2 protein-coding genes are annotated in these 680 nt (G+C 56.0%); one reads left to right on the forward strand and one right to left on the reverse strand.

Annotated elements, in window-relative coordinates:
* A partial coding sequence (locus ACTWPP_RS45025) for a hypothetical protein (RefSeq protein WP_443110624.1) occupies nt 1–191 on the reverse strand: 191 nt, incomplete at its 3' end.
* Between the two features lie 186 nt (nt 192–377).
* On the opposite strand from ACTWPP_RS45025, the gene ACTWPP_RS45030 reads away from it, so the two are divergent.
* Nucleotides 378–680: hypothetical protein (locus tag ACTWPP_RS45030; protein WP_443110625.1), on the forward strand; the 303-nt coding region annotated here is incomplete at its 3' end.

A 680-nucleotide genomic window follows, 5' to 3' on the forward strand; every position in this document is an offset into this window, starting at 1 on the left:
GCGGAGCAATGCGCCAGGCGGACCTCAATAGCACCGTCCTTCAGAAGAGGATCGAACGGGAGATGGGGCTCCGGCGGGACGTATTTCTTCCGGCGTTTGAAGGTGCGACTCGCGCGATTAATGCCCTCAGCATGGTTTTGGAAAGCGGGAAGCCGCGAGACGAAATTGCGGCGGACTTTGCTGCCGGCCATTCGAGTCTCACCAAGGCAATGCTAGTTGCTACCCCGCCAACCATAGCGGGCATCCAGCGACTCGTAGGCGCCTTGAGCCTAGCGTGGAGCGAAAGCATTGGGCACAGGGTTGTACTTGGCCAAATTCAGGATCGCTGCAAGGCGATTGAGCGAGAGCGGGAGCTTGAATTCGAGTTGCGACAGACGATGATCAAGCACCTGCAAACTGTCCACGTGCAACCCAATGTGAACGCTGTGGCAAGCCAGAGAGCAGTTGAAGTGATCCAGGCTCACGATCAGCGGATAGCTGGCATGAACGCCAAGCTGGATGTAGTCATGACCGAGCGCAGCACCTACTATCTGAATGCGCTAAAACCACTGGTTAAACGCCTTGCTGAGATCAGGCCGTTGTTTCCACCCGTTCTTGCAGAACTGCGGAAGGAGATGGAGCTGCCGTTTGATGAGGCGACTTTTGCCAAGGACCAAGAGTCAATAGCAGGTGAGATACGT

The sequence above is a fragment of the Actinomadura sp. 3N407 genome, assembly GCF_052245875.1.
Classification (GTDB): Bacteria; Actinomycetota; Actinomycetes; order Streptosporangiales; family Streptosporangiaceae; genus Spirillospora.